This is a genomic window from [Actinomadura] parvosata subsp. kistnae, assembly GCF_900323885.1.
In the GTDB taxonomy this organism is placed as follows: Bacteria; Actinomycetota; Actinomycetes; order Streptosporangiales; family Streptosporangiaceae; genus Nonomuraea; species Nonomuraea composti.
Genome location: NZ_OOHJ01000012.1, coordinates 56,313 through 77,401, shown reverse-complemented (window position 1 = coordinate 77,401; position 21,089 = coordinate 56,313). Strand labels below are relative to the sequence as shown.

Annotated in this window: 19 protein-coding genes and 2 pseudogenes; 11 read left to right on the top strand and 10 right to left on the bottom strand. The window is 67.8% G+C overall.

The window, feature by feature from the left end:
* Window positions 1–175 precede the first annotated feature (175 nt).
* Window positions 176–769, top strand: coding sequence for an RNA polymerase sigma factor (locus tag KIS93_RS13270; RefSeq protein ID WP_186404192.1), 594 nt, complete (start codon window positions 176–178; stop codon window positions 767–769).
* 3 nt (window positions 770–772) lie between these two features.
* Window positions 773–1,642 carry a hypothetical protein gene (locus KIS93_RS13265; protein ID WP_186404191.1) on the top strand — a complete coding sequence of 290 codons (870 nt, stop codon included), beginning with the start codon at window positions 773–775 and terminating at the stop codon, window positions 1,640–1,642.
* Between the two features lie 291 nt (window positions 1,643–1,933).
* On the opposite strand, the gene KIS93_RS13260 is transcribed toward KIS93_RS13265, so the two are convergent.
* Entirely contained in the window at window positions 1,934–3,331 is a 1,398-nt protein-coding gene (locus KIS93_RS13260; protein ID WP_186404190.1) for a coiled-coil domain-containing protein, read from the bottom strand.
* Window positions 3,332–3,897: 566 nt separating this feature from the next.
* On the opposite strand from KIS93_RS13260, the gene KIS93_RS13255 reads away from it, so the two are divergent.
* Window positions 3,898–4,653: a tyrosine-type recombinase/integrase gene (locus tag KIS93_RS13255; protein WP_186404189.1), complete on the top strand. Its 756-nt coding sequence runs from the start codon at window positions 3,898–3,900 to the stop codon at window positions 4,651–4,653.
* 64 nt (window positions 4,654–4,717) lie between these two features.
* Here the strand turns inward: KIS93_RS13255 and KIS93_RS13250 are convergent, their stop codons facing one another.
* Entirely contained in the window at window positions 4,718–5,038 is a 321-nt protein-coding gene (locus tag KIS93_RS13250) for a hypothetical protein (RefSeq protein ID WP_186404188.1), read from the bottom strand.
* A 797-nt stretch (window positions 5,039–5,835) separates the two neighbouring features.
* On the opposite strand from KIS93_RS13250, the gene KIS93_RS13245 reads away from it, so the two are divergent.
* From KIS93_RS13245 to KIS93_RS65090, 6 genes and pseudogenes are all read left to right on the top strand, one after another.
* Entirely contained in the window at window positions 5,836–6,504 is a 669-nt protein-coding gene (locus tag KIS93_RS13245) for an RNA polymerase sigma factor (protein WP_335673889.1), read from the top strand.
* A complete protein-coding gene (locus KIS93_RS13240; protein ID WP_186404186.1) occupies window positions 6,501–7,316 on the top strand; it encodes a cupin domain-containing protein in 816 nt (271 codons plus the stop codon). Before KIS93_RS13245 ends, KIS93_RS13240 begins: the two co-directional genes overlap by 4 nt.
* Window positions 7,316–8,173, top strand: coding sequence for an ATP-binding cassette domain-containing protein (locus tag KIS93_RS13235; protein WP_186404185.1), 858 nt, complete (start codon window positions 7,316–7,318; stop codon window positions 8,171–8,173). Before KIS93_RS13240 ends, KIS93_RS13235 begins: the two co-directional genes overlap by 1 nt.
* Window positions 8,170–9,609: a hypothetical protein gene (locus KIS93_RS13230; RefSeq protein ID WP_186404184.1), complete on the top strand. Its 1,440-nt coding sequence runs from the start codon at window positions 8,170–8,172 to the stop codon at window positions 9,607–9,609. Before KIS93_RS13235 ends, KIS93_RS13230 begins: the two co-directional genes overlap by 4 nt.
* Window positions 9,606–10,217: a hypothetical protein gene (locus tag KIS93_RS13225; RefSeq protein ID WP_186404183.1), complete on the top strand. Its 612-nt coding sequence runs from the start codon at window positions 9,606–9,608 to the stop codon at window positions 10,215–10,217. Before KIS93_RS13230 ends, KIS93_RS13225 begins: the two co-directional genes overlap by 4 nt.
* Window positions 10,218–10,691: 474 nt before the next feature.
* A pseudogene (locus tag KIS93_RS65090) lies at window positions 10,692–10,838 on the top strand (helix-turn-helix domain-containing protein); the annotation flags it as partial.
* A gap of 40 nt (window positions 10,839–10,878) precedes the next feature.
* Here KIS93_RS65090 and KIS93_RS13215 read toward each other — a convergent pair.
* A pseudogene (locus tag KIS93_RS13215) lies at window positions 10,879–12,031 on the bottom strand (IS3 family transposase).
* Window positions 12,032–12,194: 163 nt separating this feature from the next.
* On the opposite strand from KIS93_RS13215, the gene KIS93_RS13210 reads away from it, so the two are divergent.
* On the top strand, window positions 12,195–12,398 hold the full coding sequence (locus KIS93_RS13210) for a hypothetical protein (RefSeq protein ID WP_222107461.1): 204 nt from the start codon (window positions 12,195–12,197) through the stop codon (window positions 12,396–12,398).
* Between the two features lie 124 nt (window positions 12,399–12,522).
* Here the strand turns inward: KIS93_RS13210 and KIS93_RS13205 are convergent, their stop codons facing one another.
* Together KIS93_RS13205 and KIS93_RS13200 are read right to left on the bottom strand one after the other, a co-directional pair.
* A complete protein-coding gene (locus tag KIS93_RS13205; protein WP_186404182.1) occupies window positions 12,523–12,699 on the bottom strand; it encodes a hypothetical protein in 177 nt (58 codons plus the stop codon).
* 272 nt (window positions 12,700–12,971) lie between these two features.
* Entirely contained in the window at window positions 12,972–14,174 is a 1,203-nt protein-coding gene (locus tag KIS93_RS13200) for a cytochrome P450 (RefSeq protein ID WP_186404181.1), read from the bottom strand.
* 258 nt (window positions 14,175–14,432) lie between these two features.
* On the opposite strand from KIS93_RS13200, the gene KIS93_RS13195 reads away from it, so the two are divergent.
* Complete coding sequence (locus tag KIS93_RS13195) at window positions 14,433–15,656, top strand: IS110 family RNA-guided transposase (RefSeq protein WP_186404180.1); 1,224 nt, start codon at window positions 14,433–14,435, stop codon at window positions 15,654–15,656.
* Between the two features lie 737 nt (window positions 15,657–16,393).
* Here the strand turns inward: KIS93_RS13195 and KIS93_RS13190 are convergent.
* The 5 genes from KIS93_RS13190 to KIS93_RS13175 all read right to left on the bottom strand — a co-directional run bounded on the left by KIS93_RS13190 (window position 16,394) and on the right by KIS93_RS13175 (window position 21,025).
* A complete protein-coding gene (locus KIS93_RS13190; RefSeq protein WP_186404179.1) occupies window positions 16,394–17,356 on the bottom strand; it encodes a CU044_5270 family protein in 963 nt (320 codons plus the stop codon).
* Window positions 17,353–17,931 carry an RNA polymerase sigma factor gene (locus KIS93_RS13185; protein ID WP_186404178.1) on the bottom strand — a complete coding sequence of 193 codons (579 nt, stop codon included), beginning with the start codon at window positions 17,929–17,931 and terminating at the stop codon, window positions 17,353–17,355. The genes KIS93_RS13190 and KIS93_RS13185 overlap by 4 nt, the downstream gene beginning before the upstream one ends.
* A gap of 293 nt (window positions 17,932–18,224) precedes the next feature.
* Window positions 18,225–18,701 (bottom strand): Tn3 family transposase, encoded by a 477-nt coding sequence (locus KIS93_RS68340; protein WP_335673888.1) that lies wholly within the window; start codon window positions 18,699–18,701, stop codon window positions 18,225–18,227.
* Window positions 18,590–19,711: a Tn3 family transposase gene (locus KIS93_RS68335; RefSeq protein WP_335673887.1), complete on the bottom strand. Its 1,122-nt coding sequence runs from the start codon at window positions 19,709–19,711 to the stop codon at window positions 18,590–18,592. Before KIS93_RS68335 ends, KIS93_RS68340 begins: the two co-directional genes overlap by 112 nt.
* Window positions 19,712–20,317: 606 nt before the next feature.
* Window positions 20,318–21,025, bottom strand: a complete 708-nt coding sequence (locus tag KIS93_RS13175; RefSeq protein ID WP_186404177.1) for a GNAT family N-acetyltransferase — start codon at window positions 21,023–21,025, stop codon at window positions 20,318–20,320.
* Between the last annotated feature and the right edge of the window lie 64 nt (window positions 21,026–21,089).

The following is a 21,089-nucleotide window of genomic DNA, read 5'->3' as shown; positions in this document are numbered from 1 at the left end:
CGCGTAGCGGTACACCGGGTACAGTGACCTGCCGCGGCTGATCGGCGTGGGGGCGCTGCCGGCCATGGCGGGACGCTGATCATCATCGCTCTCCGGCGGGCTCCGCGAAATATGCGCGAACAAGGACGCCCGCATCGGGCAATCAGCGCCGACCCTCTTTCGAGAAAGGCGCCGGATGCATGACCCTTCTTCATATCCCGCCACACGGCTGGCCGCGGAGGCGGACGACGCGTCGGTCATCGCGAACTCGCGGCACGAGCCGGAGTGGTTCTCGATGATCTTCGACCGGTACTTCACCACGATCCATCGCTACGCCGCCGCCCGGCTCGGGCCCGGCGCCGCCGACGACGTGGCCGCGGAGACGTTCCTGGCCGCATTCGATCAGCGTGACCGCTACGACCTGACCCGACCGGAGGCCAAGGCCTGGCTGTACGGCATCGCCACCAACCTCATCGGCCGTCACCGCCGCGGCGAGCTCCGCCTCTACCGGGCTCTCAGCCGCTCGGCTGCCCGCGACGACGTGGAGGGCCACGCCGACCGCGTCACCGACCGGGTGACCGCCGAGCAGCTCAGCCCCCGGCTGGCACGCGGCCTGCAGAGCCTGTCCCGGGGCGACCGCGACGCGTTGATGCTCGTGGCCTGCGCCGACCTCAGCTACGCGGAGGTGGCCTTCGCCCTGGACATCCCGATCGGCACTGTCAGCTCCCGGGTGCATCGGGCCAGAACCAAACTACGCAAGACACTGGGTCACGCGGCGAAGGGGGTCTGAATCATGGAAGACTTGCAGGAGCTGCGCCGCTATCACGACGCGCTGCCGGGGGCGGCTCCGGAGTCCATCGGCGCGGCCCGCTCCCGCCTGGCGGGTCACATGGGCGGGAGCAGGCGTCCGCGGGCCCGCCGCATCCGGCCGGTGTGGGGGCTGAGTCTGGCCGGGCCGGCCGCGACACGCCGCCGCCGGACAGGCGCCGCTGCGATCTCGGCGCTGTCGGTGTGCCTGGCCGTCACAGTGACCTGGCTCGCTGTCCCGCAACCGGGACAGCGCGATGGCGTCACCCTCGCCGTGCCCACCGGTGCGGCACCCACTGAACCGTCTGTGGTGGCCAAGGCGGAGCCGTCCGGTGCGGGGTTCAAGAAGTTGAAGAAGAAGTACCCACCTGTCGGGAAGATCGCCTCCATGCCGGAGATACCGATCTGGATGTGGCTGGGCCGGCCGTCAACCGCCGACGCGAAAGATGTTGTCCTGTGCAACGCGTGGGATTCGCTCGGCGCTACCTGCGCCGGGTTTCCTCCGCTCAATGCCAAGGAGTTCGCTCGTACGCAGGGCTCCACGTGGGGCATTCGGGACCCGAAGCAGGTGCGAGCCCTCCATCCCGATGCCACTTCGGAGCAACTGCGCAGACTCATTGATGAACAGGAGCGCGTGAACGCCCTGGGAAGAATCTTCTTCGGCATCGCCAGGGCCGAGGTTCACGGGATCATGGCGGTCACCACGGATGGGCGCAAAATTACGGGAAGCGTCGCGCGGAGCGTCGGAGCGGGGTACGGGGTTTGGGCTGTGAAACTCCCTTCCGACGTCACAACGGCAGCGCTTATCGTCACTGACGCGAACGGGAAGACCCTTCAGCGGATCCGACGCGGCTGACACTCAAACCCCGGTGTCCTGTGTGGCGCTCGAACCGGACCTCCTGACGCAGTTGCTGGCCGCCGACTCGCTGCCACAGGAGATCAGGGAGAAGGCTCGTAGGCGTATGACTAGGTAGATGATCGTTTCGGTGCTCGTCGGACGAACGTGCCCGCCCCAACCGGCTCGCTAACGCCGCTGGCCGTTCGATTGCTGCTGAGCCCCCGCACCCTGCTGGGTCTGCCCTTTCCGCTGGACGAGGATCGCGCGGTGGCCGGGGGAGGGGGATCGGCGCCTTCCTGCTGAACCGATCTAAGGGTGGGTGGAGGCGGCGAGGATCGCGGCGGCCACGGCCCGGCCAGCAGCGGCGGCGTGCTCGGGATCACCCAGCGGGACCGGGGAGTGGCGCCCGTGCAGCGTCACGGTGCCGTCCGGGTGCCGGGCGACAAGCTCGACGCCGGCGTCGGACAGTTGCACGCCCCGAACCCCGTCGCCGAGGTCGCCGCTGAGGTCGACCAGCTCGGGCAGCGCCAGCCCGGCGGCCGCCTGGGCGGCGGCGAGCTGGTGGCGGGCCTGCTGCAGCGTCTCAAGGGTGACCTGCAGGCGGGTCTCGGCTGCGGTGACGCGCGTGGCCGCCGCGGTCTCGGCCGCAGTCCGGGCCTGGCGCTCCTGGTCACGTTCCCGGCGCATCGCTTCGCGCTCGTCCTGCAGGCGGCGCCGCTCCTGCGTCGCTTCCTCGCGCAGGTGTTCCAGTTTGCCGGTCGTCTCCTCCAGCGCCGTCTTGGCCTGGGCGAGCTCGGCCGCCATGTCATCGTGACGCCGTTCGGCCCCATTCAGCCGCTCGGTGAGCAGGCGCAGTTCGCCGTCCTGCTCGGCCAGCCTGGCGGCGGTACTCTCGGCCCGGCCGGTGGCCTCGCGCAACTGCGCCTCCAGCTTTCCGATCTGCTCGGCCTGCCTTGTGGCGTGCGCTTCGGCGCTCTGCTGAGCGTTGACCAGTTCGCCGATCTGGCGGCCAAGGTCGCGCAGGTCGTCACGCCACTGCTCTTCGGTGTCGTCGCGTTGTTGCCGGGCCCGGTCGCGTTCTGCCTCGGCTTCGCGCTGCGCGGTGAGGGCTGCCTGCCGTTCCCGCTTGGCCTGATCGCGCTGCTCGTGAGCTTGTCGACGGCCCTCCTCGGCGGCGAGCTGCTGCTCTTCGGCGGCCCGGGCTCGTTCCTCCGCCTGAGCCAGTTGCCGCTGCATCGCGCGGCGTACCTGATCGAGCTGTTCGGCCAGGCGATGCAGGTCCTCGCGCTCGGCGGCCAGCTGGGCGTCGCGGGCCTGCAGCTTGGCCTGCACCTCGCCGGCGGCCGCGGTGAAGGCGGTCACCGCGGCGTGCGTGGCGGCCGCCTCGGGGGCGGCCTCGGTGTCCCGGGCGGCCGCGTTGGCGCAGAGCTTGCAGCAGTACAGGCGCGGCGGCCCGCCCTTGCCGGGCGCCCGTTCGGGCTTGGCCCTGCGGCAGTTGAGCCGCTTGCACTGCCTGAGCGGATCGTCGGTCTCGGTGGCCAGGCAGTCGCCGCTGTGCCCGGGCCCGCCGCGGGGTGCGTCGGCGGACGCGCGGGCCTGCGCTGCGGGGGGTTCGGCGTGGCGCGGCGGACGGGGCGCGTCGTCCGCGGCCTCTTTCGGGGGCTGTAGCGGATCCGGCACGCTGTCGCCCGCGATGCTCTCACTCATGATCAAAGCGTAGCATCAGAATAAGCATAACCCTATGTGCAATCAGAAGAGAATAAGCATATGAGTATTGCTAGCCATGCTCGCTTCCGATATGTTCTCCATATCGGAAGTGACAAGATCACAGTGGCGAGGCGTTGAGGGGGCTCCAGTGTCATGATCAATGACGATGGGGGAGAAGCCCCGGCGCCGGTACCGGCTTCTGCGGCCGTCATGGAGCCCGCGTCGGACGGCGTGGTGCTGCCGCGCGCGCTCAGCGTGCCGGGCGGCCGCACCACCGGGGAGCGGCCCGTGGTCCATGCGTCGGTCGACCACACCGTCTCGGCCGCGACCGCCGGGGCGATCGAGCGTGGGTCAGCGACAACACCCGCGCCGCGCACGCCCGCGACTGGGCCGCTTTCGCCGCTTGGTGTGCCCAAGCCGACGTCGGTCGCACCGCGCTGCCCGCCACCGCGGCGACGCTCGCCGAATACGCCCGTCATCTGGCCTACACCCGACGTCTCGCGCCGGGCACCGTCAGCCAGGCCATCTCCTCCATCCGGGTCCGGCACGCTGGCGCGGGACTGCAGGTGCCCGACCGAACCGCCGCCAACCGGATCCTCACCGGCTACCGCGACCACCTGGCCCGCACCGGCGACCCCAAGGCCTCACCCCGCCGCGCGGTCGCCGTCACCCCCGGCGACCTGCGCGCCATGCTGGCCACCCTCGACCGCGACACCGCTGTCGGACAACGCGACGCAGCGCTGCTGCTGCTCGGGCTCCGTGTCGGCGGCCGCGAAGCCGAACTCCTCGCCGTCAACATCGAACACGTCGCCCGCCACCCAAGAGGGCTCAGCGTGCGGTTGTATCGCAGCAAGACCAGGGAACTGCAGAACCACGCGCTCAAACGCCACAAAAGCGACGAAGAGGTGTGCGTGGTGCACGCCCTGACCGCCTGGATGGCCACCCTTGCCACGCGCGGCCGTACCCACGGACCGCTGTTCGTCCGCATCGACCAGCACGGCAACCTCGGCGTCGCGATGCGACGCGGTGGCCGCCCCATCGGCGACCCCGAAGGACGGCTGTCGATACGCGCCGTCGACAACATCATCGCCGCAGCCGCCGAGCGCGCCGGTCTGAAGGCCGACCGCATCGAGGGCCTGCGCCGCCAATTCTCGGGACACTCTCTGCGCCGGGGCTACGCCTCCGCCGCCCGCGCCGCCGGCGTCGACCCGCTCACCATCGCCCGGCGCGGCGGCTGGAAGGAGAACTCCACCGTGCTGTGGGGCTACTTCGAAGAGGACGTCGATCGGTGGGCCGACTCACCCGAGGACAACCTGCTGTGATGCAAACAGCACCGGGGCTGCCCCCGGGAAACGGTCGCCCGGCCCTGGCCACGACAACGGCGATTCACCCCACCATGACAAGCACCCGTCGCCGGGATCGATCGATCTGATTGTCCATGCGAAGTCGGATGTGTCCGGCCGGTCCGGCTGTCCAGGCTGGGAGCGGGCGGGTCTTATCCGGATCCCGTCCCGTGGCAGTCGAGTCGTCGCCCACGAGGCCGGAATCACGCAACGCGTCGTTCTGATCGAGTTCGACAGCGTTGAACAGACCCGTCGCGGCATACGAGAGCCAGGCATACCAGAAGGCGCTGGTCGCCCTCCCCGACGGCTTCCAGCGCGACTTCCGCACCATCGAAGGCATCGACCGGCCGGCGAGCCCAGCCATCGCTGAACGATCGCTGGGCCGTGTTTTAGCTGGTCGGAGCGGTGATGCAACAACGCCCGCGCGTTGGCTCGGGCGTTGTTGATGCGCTGGCGTGGGTTCAGTTCGGCCTCGGGGAGCAATGGAACAGCGGTTGAGGTTGAGCATTGATCGACGTTATGGACGTCGTTGATGGCGGGTGTTCCCGCCGGTTACCCCGGCGTCCGCACGAGTAGCGGGCCCCTGGCGTGCCGTGGGGTCCGATACTTGTGCGGCCGCTGCTTCTCACGACCCGCCGAACCGGGGGTGGCGGCCCGCCATAGTTCCGGGAGATCTTGGCGGTGACCTCCGCCGAGCGGACCCCGCGCACGGCCAGATCGAGGTAGCGCTCGGTCCACGCGGACACGCTATCGTCGGCCGGTTCGAGCCGCTCGGGAAGCCCGACCACCTTTCGTGAAGTGATTTCGGCAGGAATCGGCCGGCTGGACACGCACGCTGACCTGGGTGCGTGAGACGGATGGAGGTCAGGTACCTCGCGGAAGGGCTGTTTCCTGAAGTAAATGGGCTCATTCTTGCCTATGGCCCTCGCAAGCAGCCAGCAGCGCAACGTCCAGGTCCTCCCGCTTGATCAGGGAGGCTGTCCGGCGCTTCACCGGTCGGGAGTGAGCCCGTACTCCCTGTAGTCGCGATCGGCGGCATCGCGTGTTAGGTCGCAGGCTGGACGGGCTGCCACGGGCGATCGGCTCGAGGTGACGGTCGGCTGAGGCAGGTTCGCCCAGCCTGTCCGGGCACATCGTGTCCTTCCCCTATTCGGCAAGCTGGTGCGCAGTGGCCTTCCGGGGCATCGCCCGAAGTTGGGTCGGCAGGACGGAACCGATTGTGACATTGCCTGCGATAACAGAGGCGTGACCATATTTCCTGCCCGGCGCCGGGAACCGCCTCCGGTGGGTTCGCACAGCGATGACGCAGAACTACTGGCGGCCGTCGCCGCGGATGAGGTGGAGGCGCTGAAGCTTCTGCACCACAGGCATGCGCCTTGGCTGAGGGCACGGCTGGCACGCCGATCCGCCAACCCTGACCTGGTGGACGAGGCCGTCCAGGACACCTTCGTTGCCATCTGGCGGGACGCCCGCCGCTTCGACGCCGCAAGTGGTGAGGCGGCTGCTTGGATCTGGACCATCGCGATCCGCAGGCTTATTTCGGCGCTGCGCCGCTCCCGCAGCGCGCAGCAGACCATCCTGCTGGCCAGGATGACCCCAGAGCCTCTGATCATGCAGTCGGCTGAGGACACCGTTCTCGTAGGCGTGGAGCATGGCGATCTGTCCAGCGCGCTGGCGTGCCTGTCGCCCGATCTGCGGGCCGCCATCGAGGCGACCGTACTCGACGGCCTCACTCATCGAGAAGCCGCCGATCTTCTTGGCGTACCGCTGGGGACTGTGAAGACTCGTGTGATGCGAGCCAAGGTCCAGCTCAGGAGGTATCTCGCATGAGCGCGAATTGGCATCTGCCCGCGGACCTGATCGAACGCTATGTCGCCGGCCAGGTGGAGCCTGTTGTGGTGATGTCCGTAGAGAGCCATCTTGCCCGATGCGCGGACTGCCGGAGCGCGGTGCCATACCCACAGGAGTGGCTCGCTCGGAGCTGGGCCGGCATCGAAGACATCGTGAACAGACCTCACCCCAAACCAATCGCACGAGCGCTTTGCCGGATCGGGGTTCCCGAGCACCTGGCCACATTTCTCGCGGCGACTCCGGGGCTGAGCCGAGGATGGCTGGCAGGCGTCACCTCGGTACTCGTTTTCGCCATCGCCGCCGCACAACTGTCCGCCGGTCACCCGGTGCTGGGACCGCATGCGATGCTGCCTTTCCTAGCCCTCGCACCTGTGCTGCCGCTCGCGGGGATCGTTCTCGCCTACAGACCGCGCGTCGACGCGTTGCATGAACTCCAGGCCGCCACACCGATGGGCGGCTCAAGGTCACTCTTGCTACGCGCACTCGCGGTACTGGCAACGGCCGTCATCCTCACTGGACTCGCCACACCGCTGCTGCCGGGGCCGGTCGGGCTCGCCGCCGCATGGCTGCTGCCTTCGCTGGCCTTGACCGCGGCCACCCTGGCGCTCGCCACGTGGCTATCTCCCCTGATTTCAGCAGCGGTCTTCGCCGCAGCTTGGTTCTTCGCGGTGGTGTGTGGGGAATCGCTCCCATTCTCGTCTGCCGCTCAGGTGCTGTACGCCCTGGCTGCCCTGGCCTTTGTTCCCGTCATCTACCTGCGCCGTGCCCGCTTCGATCCTGGAGAGTGCTGATGGAAACCACCGTGACCGTACGAGAGCTGGGGAAGAGCTACGGCCGGACGGTCGTGCTCGATGCCATCGACTTAAGTGTTGGAAAGGGAGTGACAGGCCTCCTCGGCCGCAACGGGGCGGGCAAGACGACCCTTCTGCGTATCTTGGCCACCACCCTGGCCCCCGACCGCGGCCATGTGCGCACCCTCGGGCTGGATCCCGCCGACCGCGAGCAGCGCACACGACTACGCCGCCGTCTGGGCTACCTGCCACAGAGCGCCGGCTTCTACCCGCACTTCACGGTGTTCGAGCTGGTGGAGTACGTGGCGATCCTGAAGGAGCTGACCGATAGGCGAGGACGTCACCGAGAGGTGCGCCGGGTCCTTGAGGAGGTGGAGCTGACCGACCGCGCCACGACGAAGGTGCGTAAGCTGTCCGGCGGCATGCGACAGCGGCTGGCCCTTGCCCAGGCGCTGCTCGGCGATCCCGACCTGCTCATACTCGACGAGCCGACAGTCGGGCTCGACCCAGAACAGCGGATGCGATTTCGTGCGATCATTTCCCGGCTCGGCGAGAGCCGAGCTGTGCTGCTGTCCACCCACCAGACCGAGGACGTCGCCGCGTTGTGTGAGCGTGTCGTGGTGATGAAGAGCGGCGAGATCATCTTCGATGGCACGCCGATCGAACTGGCCGAATCCGTCCGGGGGCAGGTATGGCATTCGCAGCAGGTGCCGGCTGTCTCGCGATTGTTCTGGCGAACCGCTGACGGCCGGTATCGAACGCTCGGCGAGCGCCCGGAGGACGGCGTGCCTGCGGAACCCGGGGTTGAGGACGGCTACCTCCTGATACTTGACGAGCCGGTGGAGGCGCAGGCGTGACCATGCCTTTGATGCTGTTGGAGGCAAGGCGGCTGCTGCGCAACCCGATCCTGTGGAGCGCGACGCTTCTCGCGCTGGTGGTGGCCCTGGTTCAGAGCACGGCTTGGCTGCCTGATCTGACCATGATGACCATCGACGGGGTCACGGCTTCGGCACTCATCGCGACGGCCGCCCTGATCTCGGCGAACCTCGCCGCAGGACGCGACCGCCGTCACGGCATGCCGGAGATGCTGGCCGCTCTGCCGACTCGTGCGACCACACGCACACGGGCCGTAGTGTTCGCCGCTCCCCCCATCGCAGCGGCGCTCGCGGCCTTGATGGTCTCCGCCTTCCTGCTGTTCCCCTGGCGTTCCGGTCCTGTCGCCGGGCGGTTCGATCTATACGAGGCGCTCACGGGAGTGGCGCTGGCGGCGGTGGCGGCCTGTCTCGGCGCCGTACTGGCTCGCTGGACGCCGTGGCTGATCATGCCTCCGCTCCTGATCTTCGGGTTAGCCTTCGCCGTGTCCGTGAACCCTCGAGGGGAGTACGCCGGCGGGTTCCTGCCACTGGTCCCGGCGTACAGTCCGGAATGGGAGGCCAGACCCGCCGGTCAGCACCTCCTCTACCTCACCGCCGCCGCAGTCGCACTGACCGCTGCGGCCCTGCTCCGGCACGGTCTGCGGCCGGTAAGAGCGATGGTGCTGCTGGCTGGCCTGGCCGTCGCAATACCCGCCGGGGCCTCGGCGACGGCCGCGACACCGCTGCCACCAAGGAATCCCTCTGCCGCCGATCAGCCGAAACAGATATGTCAGCGCAATGAGGGCGTGTCCTACTGCGTATATCCGGACTATCGAGCGTGGATTCCGGTCTGGGCACAGGCGCTGCGTCCCATCGTGTCGGTCATCCCCGACCGGGCACGCGCGCAGATCCCGGCCATCCGCCAACGACCTGCCATTCCCGGCCCCTCGATCGAGCAACTGCTGGCCGAGCCGGGAACGTGGCCGATCTGGTCCACTGATCCAGCCGATCATCAGGCGATGCTGCTCGGTCAGGTGGCGCGTAAGGCCGCCCACGTCAGGGACGCGTGTGATGGCGTTGGCCTCGCCAAGGCGGTAGTGGCGCTGTGGCTGGTAGGACGCGCAAGCCGGCTGCTCGACGCCCCGGGCCCAGGAGTATGGCGGGGCGATGGCTTCAACGGGGAAGAGCTGAATGGTGTTCAACGGATACCGATGCGCAGTAACGGTGAGTTGTTCCTCGCAGGCCAGATCTCCGGGCTCAAATATGGGGCGGCCGAGGTCGGATACGCCCGCCGCCTGCTCGAACGGCCCGACTCCGTCGACCGCGTACGGGCTCACTGGGACCGGCTCACCGCCTCGAACACGACCATCGACCAAGCTCTGCCTCTCCTCGGCCTGAACAGTGAGTTTCCTGCCACCAAGCTGGAGGGGTGCAGGTGACCGCCCTGCTGCTGATACGCCCACTCGTCCGCGCCGTCGACTGGCAGCCCATCGCGGTCGTTGCCGCGTTGTCCGCGACGCTCGCCGTCGTCCTGCAACCGGGCGACGGCCTGCTTCCACATCATGGTGTGCTGCTGCTGCGGATGGCGGCGCTGCTGGCGGGCGCCGCCGCGGCCTTCATTCTCGTGGATGCCATGGCCCTCAGTACCGAGGCGGTGCCGGTTCCCCGTTGGCTCCGCCAATGGCTGAGGACCGTCATGGCGGTCATGGCCGCGGCCGCCGTTTGGGGCATCATGTGCGCGATCGTGATCGGACATCTCCCCGCTGACTCACCTGATCTGCTCTCCGGCGCCGCCGTGGAAGCTACGTTGTGCGTGCTGATCGCGTTGGCCGGGACGGCTTCCGCCGTCCGCCATACCCAGGGTAAACAGGCCGCGCTGGCAGGAGCCGTGGTTCTCCTCCTCTTCTACGTGGTGGCACAGATCTTCGCGGACAACGCGCTGCCCTGGCCGACCCACCCTGACTGGGATCGCGTTCATCTCTGGTGGCTCAGGGCGCTGCCCCTTCCACTCCTGGTAATAGGCCTCGCGCACCGTGACGTGCGCTGACAGGAGACAGGCAGGCAAGCGGAGACGGGTGCCTCAATCGTCATGCCGGGTGATGTGGATGCGGCAGGCGCCAACCTCGCCCGGAACTTCGCATCGTCTTCCCACCCTGCCTTCCGCGTCAGAGTCAATGAACCAGTTCCGGGTCGAAACACCTATCAGCCGCGGGTGGTTTGATCACCCCGTGGAAGAGGTTGGAGCAGGTGGCAGGACCGCAGCAGGCCCCAAGTCGTCCCCGTCGCGTACGGGCAGGTCAGGTAAGCGTACGTTGCTTGCCCCGTCGGTGAAGTACCAGGTATTCGTCGAGGTGCTCGCCGGGCAGTCCACTGGTTGTAGGCATGTCTCGTGGGGCCACCTACGGCTGAGTTCTGGCCCCACTGAGTGATCGGTTGATTGCGTTCTGATGAGTTTTGGCCCACCTTGTCTTTTGCGGTGCGATGGTGGATGTGCGCCAAGGGATGAGGGGGCACGGTGGTGCTGAAGTCCAAGATCGAGTTGTTCGCGGCGATCCGGCGGGACTCTCGTGTGGAGGGCCTGTCGATCCGGCAGCTGGCGCGCAAGTACGGTGTGCATCGACGGACGGTTCGTGAAGCGCTGACGTCGGCTTGGCCCCAGCCGCGCAAGTGGAGTTGCCCCGGTTCGATAGACACATCAGGGCTTGCGACTACGCGGCAGCATAGTCGAGGTCTTGGGCGTTCTTGAGCGCGTGGCGGCGTTCGTATTCGGCGGGGCTGAGCTGGCCGTTGGCGGAGTGGCGGCGACGCGGGTTGTAGAACCCCTCGATGTAACTGAACAAGGCCCGTTCGGCTTCTGACCTGGTGTGGAAGGTGCGCCGGTCAATCAGCTCGCATTCCAGCGAGGCGAAGAAGCTCTCGGTGATCGCATTGTCGAAGCAGGTCCCGGTCCGGCCGTCGACGGTAGGACGCCGGCCTGCTCACACCGCTGGCCGAAGGCAACGGAGGTGTATTGACTGCCCTTATCGCTGTGATGAATCACCCCCGCCTCGGGGCGGCGCTGGTGGATCGCCATCGCCAGCGCGTCGGTCACCAGTTCGGTGCGCATGTGCTCGGCCATCGCCCAGCCGACGATCCGGCGGGAGAAGACGTCCAGCACCACCGCCAGGTAGACGAAGCCCTGCCAGGTCGGCACGTACGTGATGTCGGCGGTCCAGATGCGGTTCGGCTCAGCCGACGCGAACTGGCGTCTGACCAGGTCGGAAGCGGAAGCGGCGCGCCGGTCGGTGATGGTGGTGCGACAGCCCCCGCGCCGGCTCACCCCGGCCAGCCCGGCGGCGCGCATCAGCCGGGCCACCCGCTTACGGCCCACCCGCTCCCCGTCGAGCTCGCGCAGATCGGCGTGGATACGCGGCGCCCCGTAGATTTCGTCGGAGGCCTGGTGATGCCGCTGAATCTTCTCTGTCAGCTCGGCGTCACGGCGGGCCCGTGCCGACGGGCCACGCCGCAGGCGGGCGGCCCAGGCGTAGTAGCCCTGGCGCGACACACCCAGCACCCGGGCCAGCAGGGAGACCTCGTGGTGGTCCTTCTCCGCATGGATCAGCCGGAACTTCATCTCGGCAGATCCGTCTCCCGCGCGAAGAAAGCCGCGGCCTTGCGCAAGATCTCCTTCTCCTCTCGGAGAATCTTGTTCTCGCGGCGCAGCCGGGCCAGCTCGTCCTTCTCCGCGCTGGTCAGGCCGTCTTGGCGGCGGCCGTCATCGAGGTCGGCCTGGCGCACCCAGGTACGGATCGACTGCGCGGAGGGCTGGAACTCCTTGGCCAGCTCTTCCGGTGTCCGTCCCGCGCGCACCAGTTCCACCATCTGCCGGCGAAACTCCGGCGGATAGTTGTTCGGCACAGCAGACTCCTTCTTCCGGGAACCAGGGTTCCCCAGAGATCAGGTGTCCACCAAACCGGGCTAGCTCCACAAGAAGCTGCCGCCGCGTAAGTCCCGCCTCGATCCATTCAAACCGGCGATCGACGCCATGCTGCGGGTGGATCTGGATGCGCCGGCCAAGCAGGGCGCCCTGGAAGCGCTGGCGGGCACCTCGACGAGCGGTCGGCCGGGCAGGAGCCCCGAAGCCGCTGAGCTGGCGGCGCCCCGCCAGGAGATCGAGCGGCTGCGCGCGACGGTCACCGAGCAGGCCGTCGCCTTGCATCTGCACCAGGGAAAACCACTTCGGGGCTGACCGCCAGCCTGGTCCCGCCGCGAGTCGACGCATCCGTCAAGGCCGGTCTGCTGGAGCTCGTCGCGTACGCGGCGCGTGAGGGCGGCCGGTCGACCCGCCGCTCGGCCGCCCTGCTGGGGCTGGATCACGTGCGGGTCCTGCGTTGGCAGGCCCGCGCCGTGGTCAGCCGCCTGGAGGACGCCAAGCCGGGCTCGCAGATCGCGCTGCACGCGCTGGTGCCGTGGGAACGCGAGGCGATCGTGAAGATCTGCGAGGAGTGGCTGGAGATCGTCCGCTGCGCGCCGCCCGGGCCCTGTGGCATCCGGGGGTCTTGGCATCACCGACGGTGGGAAGTACAGGCCCAAGTGGTTGTTACTCTCGCAGCAACGCCCGTTTGGGGCTCATGACACGTTTCTTACCAGCACCCCTTCTACTGCTCGGTATGGCGGTGTCGCGCAGGTACCGGCACGGCTGTGTCGTCCGGACCACCGGGATCGATCTCGTGTGCGCTGCGGGGTAGTATCGGCGCCTGTCGGTACTTCACCGCAGGTCGCGTCACCACTAACGTGCGCTGGAGCCCATCAATCGACAACCTCACCAGGTGACGAGCAGACGGTGCATGCCATAAATCATCGAGTCTGCGCGCATCGATGCGTCGGTTGGCGATGCGGCCAGGCTGAGGTGCGGGAAACGGCGTAGCAGCGCCGTATATCCTACGCGCATCTCGATTCTGGCCAGTTGCTGGCCTAGGCACTGATGGATGCCGTGGCCGAAGGCCAGGTGTCCGGATGCGGGCTCCGTGATGTCGAGACGCTCGCCACGAACAGGAAAGCGCGCGGGATCGCGATTGGCCACCGCGAGATGGATCGTGACCGACTCACCCTTCCTGATCACGTTGCCGTCGACCTCGACGTCCTCCAGCGCGGCCCTGGTCGGACCTATCTGGAAAACGGTGAGGTAGCGCATCAGTTCTTCCACCGCGTTGGTCATGAGGGAGGCATCGGCTCGCAGAGCTTTGAGCTGTCCGGGATGGGTCAGCAGGGCGTACGTGCCGAGGGCGAGCATGTTCGCAGTGGTCTCGTGGCCGGCCACCAGCAGCAGAAAGGCGACTCCGGTGAGCTCTTCGTCGGTGAGTTCACCGCTCGCCGCCAGAATACTGAGAAGATCGTCGGCTGGTTCGGCCCGCTTGCTGTGGACGAGACCTCGCAGGTAGCCGGTGAGGCGTTGCTCAGCTCTGGCCCTGTCCTCCATGGTAGGCGCGAGGCTGAACAGGACGGTGGAGTCTTCCTGAAGCTGCCCGCGTTCCTCATGAGGCACGCCGAGCAGTTCACAGATCACCAACGACGGTATCGGTAGCGCGAAGGTCCGCACCACGTCAGCGGGAGCTCCCTGCGCTTCCATGTCATCCAGGCAGGCTTCGGTAATCTCCTCGATCCGAGGCTCCAGCCGGATCATCCTTCGGACGGTGAAATGTCCCGCGAGCAGCCTGCGGTAGCGGGCGTGCTCGGACGCGTCCATCCGCAGGAAGTTTCCGGGAAGCGTCGGCGATCGTTGTTCCCTTGCTCGCTTGAAAAGTTCCAGCCAAGGAGGAATCGGGGAATGCCCCAGCTCCAGGCGATTGCTGAAGCGACTGTCGGCGAGCACCGCTCGCGCGGCTGCATGCCCGGTGACCAACCAACCGACGTGACCATCGGCGTACCTCATGCGGTGCATGGTCGCCCGCTCCTGCAACCTCATGAACACATCGGGTGGATCGAGAGGACGTTCGCGGTCGAGCGTCAGGACAACGTCAGACATGTTGCAGTTCCTAATCAGTTCTGGGAGTAAGCCATCCGGCAGACTCCTTGGTGGTAGCCGCCGACAGGTGAGCACTCCCGGTTCCTGGACGTTGAGTCCTGACGAAAGACCGTGCCCCTGCCGTTGGCTGGGAGAGTTGATCGCTGATGGGATGTCGTGCCCGCCCGCGTGAGCGTGAGCACTGCTTGATTAGGTCGCTGAGGTTCTCCCGCCGGCTGCTCAGGGTGATCGGGATCTGGATCGAGATCGGGAGGATCGTTGCGACTGTTGGTGGGGGATGACTGGGCCGAAGACCATCACGATATGGAGGTGATGGACGGTTCCGGCCGGCGGCTGGCCAAGGCCCGGCTGCCGGAGGGCGTGGCCGGGATGGCCCGGCTGCACGCGATCGTGGGTGAGCTGGCCGGGGACGAGGCCGACGAGGTCGAGGTGCTGGTGGGCATCGAGACCGACCGGGGGCCGTGGGTGCGGGCGCTGGTCGCGGCCGGGTACACGGTGCTGGCGGTCAACCCGTTGCAGGCCTCCCGGTTCCGCGACCGGCTCGGCGTCTCGGGCGCCAAGAGCGATGCCGGTGACGCGCACGTGCTGGCCGACATGGTCCGCACCCACGCCCACGAGCTGCGGCCGGTGGCCGGGGACTCCGCCGCGGCCGAGGCGGTCAAGGTCGTGGCCCGCACGCACAAGACGCTGATCTGGGAGGGGACCCGGCACACCCAGCGGCTGGGGCACGCGCTGCGTGACTACTTCCCGGCTGCGCTGGTCGCCTTCGAGGACCTGGACGCTGCCGACAGCCTGGAGCTGCTGGCCAAGGCCCCCACCCCGGCGCAGGCCGCCCGGCTGACGATCGGGCAGATCAGCACCGCGTTGAAGCACGCCCGCCGCAAGAACGTGGCCGGCAAGGCCGTGGCGATCCAGGCTGCGTTGCGCGCCGAGCAGCTCGGTCAGCCGCAAGTGGTGACCGACGCCTACGCCGCCTCCGTCCAGGCGCTGATCGCCGTCCTGGAGGTGCTCAACACTCAGGTCAAGACGCTGCAAGGGCAGGTCAAGGCCCATTTTGGCAAGCACCCGGCCGCTAAGATCATCCTGTCCCGGCCCGGGCTGGGGACGGTTCTCGGCGCCCGGGTGCTCGCAGAGTTCGGCGACGACCCCGGCCGCTACGCCAGTGCCAAGGCCCGTAAGAACTACGCCGGGACCTCTCCGATCACCCGCGCGTCCGGCAAGAAGAAGGTCGCCCTGGCCCGGCTCATCCACAACGACCGGCTCATCGATGCCCTGCTCACCCAGGCCTTCAGCGCCCTGAGACTCTCGCCCGGCGCACGCGCCTACTACGACCGGCAGCGAGCCCGCGGCTCCGGCCACAACGCCGCGCTGCGCCAGCTCGCCAACCGGCTTGTCGGCATCCTGCACGGCCGCCTCAAAACCGGCACCGTCTACAACGAGACGACCGCTTGGTCGCATCACGCAGAATCGGTTGCGGCTTGACATCTAAGCTCCTGGGATGTCTTTCGGCTGGCTTGGAGTGAGGCCGAGGTGCTCGCACATCTGAGGGAAGGCGCGCATGGAGCCGTGTCCGGCACGGGCCGGGGAACCCATGCCGCCCACGGCTGTGCCACCCGTAGGCGGCGGTACGGGAAACCGCGACCCAGCTGCCATGTGGGAGACGGGCGAGCCCTTGAAGGGCCTGTCATGAAGGGGGTAGGTGGTCCGCTCGGCGCGGCAGGTGGTCCACTGGCATTCGGTGAACTCGTTGTTGTGCTCGAAAGCACCTCAGTCGTGCGGACGAAGATGTCGCGCCGACACGCCGGAGGACCAGCCGTTACCCGCGCGATTCATCCCTTTCCAGTCCTTCGGATACAGCGATTGCGACATGACTTCTCCGTCCAAATGAAGCCAACGAGGTGCAGCTCGGCCTCGCCTCTGCGGCACACGGTCACCGTCCGCGAATTCGAACCTCCTCGTCCGCACTTGATGCCGAGATACTCTGTCCACGCCGACCACCATTGCACTGCTGGTTGATGTTCTACGTCACTATTCCGTCCTGCGGCGCGGAATAGCGAATGTCCCGGAATGACAGGATTGAAGGCGTCATATGAAGAAGAACGGTAACTCCGTCGGCCCGACCGCGAATCTGTCATGTGACTGGTACCGCTGGTTCGATGATTCGCGGGCTTTCAGAAGAATGCGCCCTGCGGCCCGCTTGTCGTCCAGCGGCCGCAGACTCAGAGGCAATCTCTCCGCTTCAAGGACTTGGACCAGGCCGGGAGTATGTCGGTGATTTGCGGACGGGTGATGGACCAGAGTTCACGCCCTTGCCCCGGCACGAGTTCCTGGCCGCCCAGGAGGACGTAGGAGATCTTGTCGAAGATGAGGGATTCGCGGGAGAGGGCACCCCCTCGGCCTCGGTTGTCCACCCGAGTCACGGCGATGCCCGATTTGCCAGTGGCGTCTTTGAGCTCTTCCGTCTCGATGCCCGGGAGAGCCGCGGCGATCTTGAAGATGGCTGCCTGCTGCTTGGGCGGGACCGGGCTGCCGAGTACGTTGACGACGCCGTTCCAGATCCGGGTCGCTGTGTCCTTGTTGGGGGCCATTTCGTTACCGCGTTCGGCCAGCTTGTGCCGGAGCTGGTCCTCGTCGGCCGGCCACTCCCTGAGGTCAGAGTAGGCGGGGCGCCTATCGCCACGTTCGGGGCACCGGGTCAGGAGTTCCTTGTACTCCGGGCCCTGGGGGTCGGATTTCGACGGCTTGTGCCACCACAGGTCTGGGCGGGAGCCGTCGACGGACGCCCAGACCTCGCCCGTCACGTGGCGCGGACCGCCGACGTTGGAAGCCCCGTTCTCGGTGCGCATCTCCGCGATCCGCTCGTAGTGAAGGTACTGGTCGTCGCGGGGTTGCGGCCACGGGGTGGCGGTCGCGGCCTCGGCCGCCAGCCTCAGGACCTCGGCGGCGCTCGCGGGGGCAGAGGAGCTGAACGTCTGGACGGCGATCACTCCGGCGGTCATCGCCGCGACCAGGCCACCCGCCAGCATCACACGCCGCAGGCCGATCGCCCGGGGCCGGGACCGGCGCTTCGTGCGGGCTTCGGCCAGGAGGGCGGTACGGGCGGGGGCGAGACGGTCCGCCGTGGGGTACGGCTTGTCGGCGAACAGGTTGCCCAGGTCGGTCAGGTCGGTCCGTTCGTTCATGAGATCTGCTCCGTCGTGGGGTCAGTGCTACCGAGAGCGTTGCGGACGATGGCCCGCGCACGGTTGAGGCGGGAACGGACTGTTCCGATCGGGATGGACAGGGCGTTGGCGACCTCCTCGTAGGTGAGCTCGGCCCAGGCCACGAGTAACAAGACGTCACGGTCGCGGCCCTTCAGCGAAGCGAGCGCCTGAGCGAGAGGGCGGCGTACGGCATGCGCGCTCGCCCGCTCAAGAGCTTGTTCCGCAGCGTCGTCGGCTTCGGGAAGCACGCCCACTTTCGAGTACGCCTTGTAGCGGTGTATCTCAGCGCGCTGATGCCGGCGGATGAAGTTGGTCGCGAAGCCGTACAACCAGGGCAGGGCCTTCGGACGGGCGGTGTCGTAGTCGCGGCGCTGCCTAAACGCGGCGAGAAACGTCTCAGAGACGACGTCGTCGGCCGTGTCGTCGCCGAGCCGGCGGGCCACATAGCGGTGGATGTGTCCTGCGTGCCTGTCGAACAGCAAGGCGAAATCCTCGGGATCTCGCCACGACCGTTCGATCAGGTCGGCGTCAGACAGGGTCGTACTGAACGGCATGTGGGTGGGCCTTTTCGCGGAAGGAGTGTCGCCTGTCTTTCACACGAGTCAGGAATTGGGTTCACGGGACGCTGCCGACCGCCCGGAAGGCTCGGGTACAAGACCAAGGGCGCCCACGCCAAGACCCGCCACCATGGCCAGGCGCGGGGAGGACTTCGTGCTGGAGACCGTCTACCGGGATGCCGGCGCCGCCCGGTTGCTCCCTTGCCTTCTCAAAGGCCGCATCCGCGCGGCTTAGTCGTCAACACCCGCCGGCGTTCTCGCCCACCTCTCTTCAGAGCCTCGCCAGCGGTCTACACGCCCTCCTCATCCACGCCGCCATCAGGAAGGTCGGGCATCTCGCCGAGCTGCCGCAGGCCTTGGGCCGGGGTGGAGGAGGAGATGGAGTAGCGACCCTGCACGTTGAGGTGGGCGTGGCCGAGCGGGCTGGGCCGGGCGGCGTCCTCGTCCTCCACCGGAATGCCTTGGACTCGCAGCTGTTCGACCGCGGCCGACAGGTACTTGGAGCTCCACAGCGCGACCGCGTTGACGACCAAACCCAGAGCCGCTAGTTGATCTTCTTGTCCTTCGCGGTAGGCCTTGCGGATCTGCCCGCCTGAGCCGTGGCAGATCTTGCAGGCGAGCCGGTGCCGGGACTCCTGGACGGTCAACTGCTTGTTCAGCTTGCGGCGGTAGGTGTCGTCGATCGGGTCCAGGATGGACAGCAGGGGGAGGGTCTTGTCGATCCGGCCGTACTCGGCGAACGCCTGCCCGAGCGGTGGGCCGCCCACCCTGGGCGAACATGCACAGCCCATAGTCGCCCGGGGTGTTGCTGCCGGGCACCTCCGAGCGCCAGAACCGCTGTCGCCCCGCCCAGGCCGGCGAAGCGGGGCGCGAACCGGTAGCCCAGCATGGAGAAGATCCCGAATACCGTGTCCAAATCGGACGCCTGGTCGGTCGTGACGACCTCGTGCTGCGGCCCGGCCTCGATGTTGATCAGGGTGTCGAGGATGTACAGCGAGTCGCGCGGTGTGTCGGGCACGACCATCTGCCCGATCCTCATCACTTGATCATTGACTGCGTTCAAGAGCGTCAGGCCGCGGTTGTGGCCGAAGTACTTCGGCGAGGGGGCGACGTTGATCCTCTGGACCGGGACGACGAACCGCAGCCCGTCGACCGAGGCCAGCAGCCCGCCACCCCACAGCGCCACGATCGGCACGCCGCGCTGGGCTCGATCAGGATCGGGTTTGCCGCGGCGTGCGTCTCGGCACGCACGTAGTTCTGGTCGACGTGGGACAGGCGGCCACGGGTCAGCGCCTCGTCCCCGTCCTTGATCCGAGGTGAGGCCAACATTGCAAGCTTCGCTGATCAGCAGCGCGACCAGGGGCCGGGGCGTGCGGGTGGAGATGTCGGCCAGGTGCACGTAGGCATCCAGGAAGGAGGTCCAGGAGTGCATCTCCAGCAGCAGTTCGGGCAGATCGATGCGCGGCAGCATCGCCTGACAGGCCGCGCGCAGCCATTTCAGCGACGGGCTCTCACCCAGCGCACCGAGCTTCTCCATCGACAATCGGGCATGCCCATCGGCTGGCGTGACCACCCGGACCAGGACGTCGTCGCCGGCTTCCTCGAGACGGCCGGCCAGGACCTGCTCCTTGCTCGCCCCAACTTCTGCGGTGACGGCCGTCCGCAGCGCCCCAGGGTCCAGGTCCGCGCCCATCTCGGCGACCAGGTCGAGCTGCTCTACCAACGCCCGGCCCGCTCGAGACAGGAGCCGGGATCCCTTCTCCAGCTTCGGAAGCATCGACAGCCGGTCGCCAGCCAGAGCACCCCCAGGTCCACGGTCATCAGCGTGACCGGCAACAGCAGCACCAGAAGACCGAGCCAGTTTCGAAGCCCGGCATCCACGGGCCGTGTCCCGAGGCTGTCATGTGGCACGAGCCTCTCTGCCCGTCCGGATGAGCCAGGCGAGGTCACGTCCAGTCCTACGCACCTGTCGGTCGGCGTAGAGCCGGAACGCCCCATGATCTGGTCGTCTCCGGGCATCGCAGCCCGGATCTCACGGTTGATGCTCATGGCTCGTCCTCCACAGGAATGGGTTGCTAACCGCAGCCTGGTGGGCGGCACTGTGGAAGCCCTGTGCTCCTGTTTTTGGTGGGTCCGAAATCGTTCAGCTCGGGACGATCGGCGCGCGGACCTGGCCGGCCCCCACGCCACCGTCGGCGTGACCAAGAAGATCACTTCCGGCGGGGGAGCAAATCCGGGCGGCATCGATCGCGTTGATGCCGCCTAAAGGTCTTACCGTGGCCAATGATGCGACGTCGCCTGGTCTGGTTACCGTCCTCGGTACGGTCGGCGGCTGCTCGGGGGCCGCGGTCGGCAAGCTGCCATGAGGCGGTGCGGTGCGGGGTCAGGTGGTGAGGTGCCAGATCCAGCCGAGCGGGCGCAGGCCCAGGCGGTGGGCCACCCGTTGTGAGGAGTGGTTGTCCGCGTTCGTGCTGGAGAACAGGGGGATCTCCGAGAACTGGGCGGCCCAGGCGGAGGTGGTGGCGGCGGCGTAGCCTCGGCCGCGGTAGGCCGGTGAGGTCCAGGTGCCGGCCTCGGCGCCCGCCGGGGTGAGGCGGGCGCTGTGGCAGATCGAGACCACCTGGCCGTCCTCCGCGACCATCGCCCAGGGCGTGCCCGCGCTGAGGCTCGTGAGCCTGCCCCATTCGTCCTCCTCCCAGGAGGCGGGGCGCGGTAAGGAGCGGACGAGCCGGACGTGCTCGGCCGAGTCGGATCGCAGCACCTCGACCGTGACGTCGGCCCGGACCGGCGGGACCACCAGGTAGCTCGGGCCGCCGGTCACCGTCACCCGCTCGCCGCCCAGCAGCTCCCGGCAGTCGGCCAGGACCCCCGGAGGCACACCAGGGGGCGGGAGGGCGGCTCCGGTGATGAGGGAGAGCAGGTGGGTGGCCAGGTCGTCGGGGACGTGGCCGGCGACGGCGGCGGTCAGGCCGTCGGAGGCCGCGCCGATCACCATGGTCTCCGGGCCGGGCAGGCGGCCGCGTTCGTCCAGGCGCCAGATGACGCCCAGCTCGATCCGGAGCAGGTCCACGTCGCGTGCCTCGTCCTTCATGGAAGCCCTTCCTGCCGGTACGTCACGAGGCCGAGGTCAGCGGAGCCTCGGTCAGCGTGAACGG